Here is an 8,144-nt window from a genome sequence, read left to right as displayed (position 1 = left end):
GCTCTCGCTCTCGCGGATCGAGATGCGCGTGCACGTCCTGCCGACGCAGCCGGTCGATCTCGTGGCGCTGGCTCGGCAGATGGTGGAAACGAACGCACCCATGGCGAAGGAGCGTGGTGTCGTCATCCGCGCGAACATGCCCGCTCACCCTGTCCGTGTGCTCGGCGACCGCGACGAGCTTCTCCGCGTTCTCGAAAACTTGATCGAGAACGGGGTGAAATATGGAGAGAGCGGGGGAGCGGTGGATGTGACCATCGACAGCGCTCAAACTGGCCAGAGCGGCCACCAAGTCGTCCTCTCCGTGCAGGATTACGGCCCCGGCATTGCGCCGGAGCACCTGCCGCGCCTGACGGAGCGGTTCTATCGCGTCGATGTGGTGCAGAGCAGGGACAAGGGCGGCACGGGCCTGGGCCTCGCCATCGTCAAGCACATCGTCAACCGCCATCGCGGCCACCTCGATATCACAAGCGATCCCGGCCAGGGCGCCTGTTTCACCGTTACGCTTCCCGAGGCTCCCGCGGGCAAGTGACGGCATGAATCCTGAAGGCCCGCGAAGGGATCCTTTTGGGGTGTCATTTAATTGTCATCCAACTGTCTTAGAGGCGACATAGGCCGGGCCTAGCTGTCCCCTCGCGTGGCCTGGACGGGTCTTAGAACCACCGGCCGCGCTTGTATGAACAGGGAGATTTACCGTGAAGATCATGTCCTTCGCCCTCGCGGCCGGCCTTGCCGTCGCTAGCCTTTCGACCACGGCGTCCGCTGCTGACATCACCGGCGCAGGCGCGACTTTCCCCTTCCCGGTCTATTCGAAGTGGGCTGAAGCCTACAAGAAAGAGACTGGTAACGGCATGAATTATCAGTCCATCGGTTCCGGCGGCGGCATCAAGCAGATCCAGGCCAAGACCGTCGATTTCGGCGCGACCGACGCTCCGATGAAGGGTGCCGATCTCGACAAGAACGGCCTGCTTCAGTTCCCGACCGTGATGGGCGCCGTCGTCCCCGTCGTGAACATCCCGGGCATCCAGGCCGGCCAGATCAAGCTGACGGGCCAAGTGCTCGCCGACATCTTCCACGGCAAGATCGCCAAGTGGAACGACCCCAAGATCGCTGAGCTGAACGCCGGCGTGACCCTGCCGAACGCCAACATTACCCCGGTCTACCGCTCCGACTCTTCGGGCACGACCAGCGTGTTCACCACCTACCTGTCGCAGGTTTCCGAGGCTTGGAAGACCGAGCTCGGTGCGAACACCACGATCAGCTGGCCCATCGGCCAGGGTGGCAAGGGCAACGAGGGTGTTGCCGCGACCGTGAAGCAGGTTCCTAACTCGATCGGCTATGTCGAGTACGCCTACGCCAAACAGAACAACATCCCGCACACCCTGCTCCAGAACAAGGCCGGCAAGTATCCGCAGCCCGAGATCAAATCGTTCCAGGCCGCTGCCGCCAGCGCCAACTGGTCGTCGGCTCCGGGCTTCGGCATCTCGCTAACCAACCAGGCGGGCGACGACGCTTGGCCGATCACGAACCCCACCTTCATTCTCGTTTACAAGACGGCCGACAAGCCGGAGCAGATGACCGAGGTTCTGAAGTTCTTCGATTGGGCCTACAAGAACGGTGACAAGCTCGCTTCCGATCTCGACTACGTCCCGCTGCCGGACAACGTGGTGGAGCAAATCCGCGCCACTTGGTCGAAGGACATCAAGGACGGCTCGGGCAAGGCTGTCTACCAGATGTAAGACTGACGGCCCACAAGGGTTGTCATTGAAGGAGTGAGGCGGATGGCTGTCGTGTCTGATAAATTGACCATATCGAACATGCAGGCTGTCCGCCGCCGCTCCTCTCCAGCATTCGATCAGGGCTTTCGCTGGGCTTCCTATGGCTCCGCCCTGATCGTTCTCGCCGTTCTCGCCGGCATCATCGGCTCGATGCTCTACGGCGGCTGGCCCGCCTTCAGAGAGTTTGGTTTCGGGTTTCTGACGTCGAGCGTTTGGAATGTCGGTCTGGATCAGTATGGCGCCTGGGTCGCCATCTCCGGAACGCTGACATCCGCGCTCATCGCTCTCGTGATCGGCGTTCCGATCTCCATCGGTATCGCGATCTTCCTCACGCAGCTGTGCCCGGCCTGGCTACGCCGTCCCGTCTCGACAATCATCGAGCTTCTGGCCGCCGTGCCCAGCATCATCTACGGCATGTGGGGTCTCTTCGTCTTCGCGCCGCTCTTTGCCCAATACGTCCAGATCCCGCTGTCGACCATCGTCGAGGGAATACCGATCCTGGGCACGGTCCTCTATGCCCGCGTGCCCTCCGGTGTCGGCATGCTGACGGCGGGCATCATCCTGGCGATCATGATCATTCCCTTCATCGCCTCGATCACCCGCGACATTCTTGATCAGATCCCGACGGTGCTGCGCGAAAGCGCCTACGGCATCGGCTGCACCACCTGGGAGGTCGTGCGCCACGTGCTGTTGCCGCAGGCCGGCGTCAGCATCATCGGGGCTATCATGCTCGGCCTCGGCCGCGCGCTGGGCGAGACCATGGCCGTGACCTTCGTGATCGGCAATGCGAACCGCCTGTCGCTGTCGCTCTTCGACCCGAGCTCGACCATCGCTTCCCGCATCGCCAACGAGTTCAATGAGGCCTCTGGGATGCAGATGAGCGCATTGCTTGCGCTGGGCTGCGTCCTCTTCATCGTCACCTTCATTGTCCTTGCTCTTGCGCGCCTCCTGATCGCTCGCGTGCAGACTCACTAGAGAGATTGATGATGGATACCGCTCTTTCCCATTCCGTCACGGCGGTGACTGCACCGGCTCCCTGGGGACGCGTGCGCCGCAGCCGCCATCTTGCGGATCGTACGCTGAAGATCACCTGCACGCTGTTCACGGCTCTCGGCGCCTTCGTGCTGGGCTGGATCCTGCTGATGCTGATCGTCGAAGGTGTCGGCGGTCTCTCGACCGCAGTCTTCACCGAGACGACTCCCGGTCCGGGCACGGAAGGCGGCGGCATCGCCAACGCGATCGTTGGCAGCCTGATCCTCACCGTTCTCGGCATCGTCGTGGCAACGCCCATCGGCGTACTCGCCGGCACTTATCTTGCGGAATACGGCAAGACCTCCGTGCTCGCCATGATCATCCGCTTCGTCAACGACATCCTGCTCGCCGCACCGAGCATCCTGATCGGCCTTTTCGTCTACATGCTCATGGTGCAGCCCATGGGTGGCTATTCGGGCTGGGCCGGCGGCGTTGCCCTTGCCATCATCGCGGTTCCCGTGATTGTCCGTTCCACCGAGGACATGCTGCGCCTCGTGCCAGGTTCCTTGCGCGAAGCGGGCGCCGCTCTCGGCGCGCCCATGTCCACGGTGATCGTCAAGATCAGCTGGAAGGCAGCGCGCGCGGGCATGGTCACCGGTGTGATCCTCGCCACAGCCCGCATCGCCGGCGAGACGGCGCCGTTGCTGTTCACCGCGCTCAACAATAACTTCTGGTTCAGCCCGACCCTCATGGGCGGTGTCTCGAACCTGCCCGTCACCATCTACCAGTTCGCCCTGGCGCCTTACCAGAACTGGCGCGAACTGGCCTGGGCCGGTGCCCTCATCATTACGTTGTCGATCCTGGCGCTGTCGATCGTAGCGCGCCTGCTCTTGAAGAAGGATAAAGTCCGATGAGCACGATTGCCGTAAACGCAAGCAACGCCATCGGAAGCGCCGCGGTTGGCGATGCAAGCGCGCCCATTCGCATCGCCGTGCGTGACCTGAATTTCTACTACGGCGATTTCCGTAGCCTGAAGGATATCGCCCTCGATTTCCACGACCGGCAGGTGACGGCGCTCATCGGCCCGTCCGGATGTGGAAAATCGACGCTACTGCGCACCTTCAACCGCATCTACAGCCTCTATCCGGAACAGCGTGCCGAAGGGCAGATCCTGCTCGACGGGCAGAACGTGCTCTCGCCGTCCATCGACGTGAACGAGCTGCGCGCGCGTGTCGGCATGGTATTCCAAAAGCCGACGCCGTTCCCCATGTCGATCTACGACAACATCGCCTTCGGCATTCGCCTCTACGAGAAGCTGTCCAGGAGTGAACTCGACAACCGTGTCGAGGAGGCGCTTCGCAAGGCGGCATTGTGGGACGAGGTGAAGGACAAGCTGCGCCAATCCGGCATGGGCCTCTCCGGCGGCCAGCAGCAGCGCCTGTGCATCGCGCGCACCATCGCGCAGCGCCCCGAGGTGATCCTGCTCGACGAGCCGACCTCTGCGCTCGATCCAATCTCGACCGGCAAGATCGAGGAGCTGATCGAGCAGCTTCGCTCGGAGTTCACCATCGTCATCGTCACCCACAACATGCAGCAGGCCGCGCGCATCTCGCAGTTCACGGCCTTCATGTATCTGGGCGAGCTCATCGAGTTCGGGGACACGACGAAGATGTTCATGAACCCCACCAAGAAACAGACCCAGGACTACATCACGGGCCGCTTCGGCTGATCGAAGCATCTCAAGGGAGACCTCCGATGGCGGAGCATATCGTCACTTCCTACGACAACGACCTGCAGGCCCTCCGTCGGCGCATCTCCGAGATGGGCGGCATCGCCGAGAAGATGCTCGTCGATTCAATCCAGGCCCTCGTGCGTCACGACACGCCGCTGGCTCAAACCGTGATTGCCGCCGACAAGCGCCTTGACGTGCTTCAGCGCGAGGTGGAGGAAAGCGCGATCCTCACCATCGCCCGGCGCCAGCCGCTCGCGGTGGACCTGCGCGAAACCATCTCGGCGATCCGCGTCTCCGGCGACGTGGAGCGGATCGGCGATCTCGCCAAGAACATCGCCAAGCGGGCGCTCGTCATCGGCAGCGATTTCCAACCCCAGAAGATCGTGCTCGGCCTCCAGCACATGAGCGATCTCGTGCTCGCCCAGCTCAAGGACGTGCTCGATGCCTATGCCCAGCAGGACACGGTGCGCGCACTCGACGTGTGGAAGCGGGACGGCGCCATCGATGCGCTCTACACCTCGCTCTTCCGCGAGCTTCTGACCTATATGATGGAAGATCCGCGCAACATCTCCTTCTGCACGCATCTCCTGTTCTGCGCCAAGAACATCGAGCGCATCGGCGACCACACTACCAACATCGCCGAGACGGTGCATTACCTCGTCACCGGCGAGAACCTGGCCATCGACCGGCCCAAGAACGACCGTTCCATCGATGCCTCGACCGAGGTGGGAGCCTGAGCATGGGGCCTCGTATTCTGATCGTCGAGGACGAGGAGCCTCTGACGCTCCTCCTGCGCTACAACCTTGAATCCGAAGGATACGAAGTCGACAGCGTTTCCCGGGGCGACGATGCCGAGATCCGCCTGCGGGAGCAGGTGCCCGATATCGTGCTCCTCGACTGGATGCTGCCGGGCCTCTCCGGCATCGAGCTCTGCCGCCGCATCCGCGTGCGCCCGGAAACCGAGCGCCTTCCCGTCATCATGCTGACGGCGCGAGGCGAGGAGGGCGACCGTATCCGCGGCCTGTCCACCGGCGCGGACGATTACATCGTCAAGCCGTTCTCCGTTCCCGAGCTTCTGGCGCGCGTGCGTGCGCTCCTGCGCCGCACGAAGCCAGCGCATATCGCGACGCTGCTGCGGGCCGGAGACATGGAACTCGACCGCGAGACCCATCGCGTGCGCCGCAATGGCAAGGACCTGCATCTGGGGCCGACGGAGTTCCGCCTGCTCGAATTCCTGATGCAGAGCCCGGGCCGGGTCTTCAGCCGCGAATATCTGCTCAATGCGGTGTGGGGCCATGACGTCTATATCGACGAGCGGACTGTCGACGTGCATGTGGGCCGCCTGCGCAAGGCGATCAACCTGCCCAAGCAGCCGGATCCGATCCGCACCGTGAGAGGGGCGGGCTACTCGTTCGATGAGACCTTCGCCCGCTCGGACCAGACCTTGGACGCGGAAAGCTGACAAAACGAAAAGGCCCCGCCGAGATAATCGGCGGGGCCTTTCGCTTGAATGCATTGTGTCTTAAGCGCGGGCCAGCTTGCGCTCACGCTTGCGGTCGGCCACCGGCTGGTAGGCGATGCGGGCGTGATGGTTGCAATAGGGCAGGCCCGTGATGGAGCGGGCGCCGCAGAAGCGGAATTCCGGCTTGGTGGGATCGCCCATGGGCCAGCGGCACATGGAGTCACGCAGGTCCATGATGGTCACGCGCTCGGACATGGGGATCGCCACGTCGTCATCGCCCATATCGACCGGCTCCGGCCGCACGGGCTGAAGCGGAATGGGAGCAATCACCACGTTGCTGTGGGCCTGCGGTGCGATGGGGGCAGGGGCGCTGGGCGTACGGGTGGCCTTGCGGACGCGCGGGGTCGCGGAAGCGGCCTTCACGTCCTTCGGACGGCCCGAGAGGCCGAGGCGGTGAACCTTGCCGATAACGGCATTGCGGGTCACGTTGCCGAGCTCGGCGGCGATCTGGCTCGCGCTCAAGCCATCGGTCCAGAGCTTCTTGAGAAGCTCGACCCGCTCATCGGTCCAAGTTGCGCCCGCATCTGTCATTTTTTAACTTGCCTCCATCGCTGGCAGCTTCTCCCAACCCAGAATCCCACTCGTCTCGCGGACAGATATTTGATGTCCGACCGCGTTGTGAGGGTCACTCCTGAGGGTGAAAGCCGCCGCACGATTGTTGTACTCGACTGCCCTGAAGTTACAGGATGGGTGGACTCGGGCGCAAGAGTCCCTGAACACCCCCTGTCGTTTTCCCCAAGGAACTCACCTTCTAAAATTTTCTCAGTGATAGGTCGGATCATTTCTCTTGAATTGACAGGGTCTCGCACCTCGTTAGAATCCCTCTCGTGCCGCCCCGCTTGGGCGGCGCTTTCTTTTTTGGGCCCGGTCGGACCCCTTGGGTGCGACTTTGGGTCTCTTATGAGGCGGAGAAGCCCCGTGACATCGCCATTGCTGCCGACCTATGCGCGCGCCGAGTTGTCCTTCGAGAAGGGGGAGGGCCCCTGGCTCTACGGCCGAGATGGGCAGCGATATCTCGATTTCGGGGCCGGCATCGCCGTGAATGCCTTGGGCCACGCTCATCCGCATCTGGTGAAGGCTCTGACGGAGCAAGCCTCTAAAGTCTGGCATACCTCCAATTTGTTCCAGATCCCGGAGGGTGAGCGCCTGGCTCAACGCCTGGTGGAAAACACCTTCGCCGATGTGGTGTTCTTCTCCAATTCCGGCGCCGAGGCGAACGAGGCCGCCGTGAAGATGGCTCGCCGCTATCATTATGTGAACGGAAACCCCGAGCGCTTCCGCATCATCACCTTCGAGGGCGCCTTCCATGGCCGAACCCTCGGCACCATCGCGGCCGGCGGCCAAGCTAAATATCTCGAAGGTTTCGGCCCCAAGGTCGAAGGGTTCGATCAGGTGCCCTTCGACGATCTGGAGGCTTTGAAGGCTGCCATCGTTCCTGAGACGGCGGCCCTGCTGATCGAGCCGATCCAGGGCGAGAGCGGCATCAGAACGGCCTCGAACGCTTATCTGCGCGAGCTGCGCGCGTTGTGCGACCAGCATGGCCTGCTCCTGATCTTCGACGAGGTGCAGACGGGCGTCGGGCGTACGGGCAAGCTGTTCGCGTATGAATGGACCGGCGTGACGCCGGACATCATGTCGGTGGCCAAGGGCATCGGCGGCGGCTTCCCGCTCGGCGCGTGCCTTGCGACGGCCGAGGCCGCGAAGGGCATGACGGTCGGCACCCACGGCACCACCTTCGGCGGCAACCCGCTCGCCATGGCCGTGGGCAACGCGGTTCTCGACGTGATCCTGGAGCCCGGCTTCCTGCAGCATGTGGAGCGCATGGGCTTGCTGTTGAAGCAGCGCATGGCCGAGCTGAAGGACCGCCATCCGACCGTGATCTCGGAGGTGAGGGGGCTTGGCCTCATGATGGGCCTGCGCACCGTCGTGCCCAACACCGAGTTCATCGCGGCAGCGCGCGGTCACAAGCTCCTCGCCATCGGCGCGGGCGACAATGTGGTCCGCCTCCTGCCGCCGCTGATCATCAGCGATGCCGATGTCACCGAAGCCTTCAACCGCATGGATGCCGCCTGCGCATCCCTTGAAGCTGAGCTGCAGACGACCGCTCAGCCTGGAGCAACCCAATGACCGCCCGTCACTTCCT

General features: G+C 63.0%; 9 protein-coding genes. 8 read left to right on the top strand and 1 reads right to left on the bottom strand.

What is annotated here, in order from left to right; genetic code table 11:
• From ACXJKO_RS27685 to phoB, 7 genes are all read left to right on the top strand, one after another.
• Nucleotides 1-529, top strand: a 529-nt coding sequence (locus ACXJKO_RS27685; RefSeq protein WP_457094257.1) for a sensor histidine kinase, incomplete at its 5' end; no start/stop codon positions are given.
• A 172-nt stretch (nucleotides 530-701) separates the two neighbouring features.
• Nucleotides 702-1,736 (top strand): phosphate ABC transporter substrate-binding protein PstS, encoded by a 1,035-nt coding sequence (pstS, locus tag ACXJKO_RS27680; RefSeq protein ID WP_457094259.1) that lies wholly within the window; start codon nucleotides 702-704, stop codon nucleotides 1,734-1,736.
• A gap of 78 nt (nucleotides 1,737-1,814) precedes the next feature.
• Entirely contained in the window at nucleotides 1,815-2,750 is a 936-nt protein-coding gene (gene pstC, locus ACXJKO_RS27675) for a phosphate ABC transporter permease subunit PstC (RefSeq protein WP_457094258.1), read from the top strand.
• 8 nt (nucleotides 2,751-2,758) lie between these two features.
• Nucleotides 2,759-3,661, top strand: coding sequence for a phosphate ABC transporter permease PstA (gene pstA, locus ACXJKO_RS27670; protein WP_457094256.1), 903 nt, complete (start codon nucleotides 2,759-2,761; stop codon nucleotides 3,659-3,661).
• Entirely contained in the window at nucleotides 3,658-4,476 is an 819-nt protein-coding gene (pstB, locus tag ACXJKO_RS27665) for a phosphate ABC transporter ATP-binding protein PstB (RefSeq protein WP_457094255.1), read from the top strand. Before pstA ends, pstB begins: the two co-directional genes overlap by 4 nt.
• A 26-nt stretch (nucleotides 4,477-4,502) precedes the next feature.
• Nucleotides 4,503-5,216: a phosphate signaling complex protein PhoU gene (gene phoU, locus ACXJKO_RS27660; protein ID WP_457094254.1), complete on the top strand. Its 714-nt coding sequence runs from the start codon at nucleotides 4,503-4,505 to the stop codon at nucleotides 5,214-5,216.
• A 2-nt stretch (nucleotides 5,217-5,218) separates the two neighbouring features.
• On the top strand, nucleotides 5,219-5,941 hold the full coding sequence (gene phoB / locus ACXJKO_RS27655) for a phosphate regulon transcriptional regulator PhoB (RefSeq protein WP_457094253.1): 723 nt from the start codon (nucleotides 5,219-5,221) through the stop codon (nucleotides 5,939-5,941).
• 60 nt (nucleotides 5,942-6,001) lie between these two features.
• Here the strand turns inward: phoB and ACXJKO_RS27650 are convergent, their stop codons facing one another.
• On the bottom strand, nucleotides 6,002-6,532 hold the full coding sequence (locus ACXJKO_RS27650) for a GcrA family cell cycle regulator (RefSeq protein ID WP_457094252.1): 531 nt from the start codon (nucleotides 6,530-6,532) through the stop codon (nucleotides 6,002-6,004).
• A 387-nt stretch (nucleotides 6,533-6,919) separates the two neighbouring features.
• Here ACXJKO_RS27650 and ACXJKO_RS27645 point away from each other — a divergent pair, with 387 nt between their 5' ends.
• On the top strand, nucleotides 6,920-8,128 hold the full coding sequence (locus ACXJKO_RS27645; protein ID WP_457094251.1) for an acetylornithine transaminase: 1,209 nt from the start codon (nucleotides 6,920-6,922) through the stop codon (nucleotides 8,126-8,128).
• Nucleotides 8,129-8,144: the final 16 nt, after the last annotated feature.

This window comes from Microvirga sp. P5_D2 (assembly GCF_054049475.1).
This window is presented reverse-complemented; position numbering and strand designations above follow the sequence as displayed.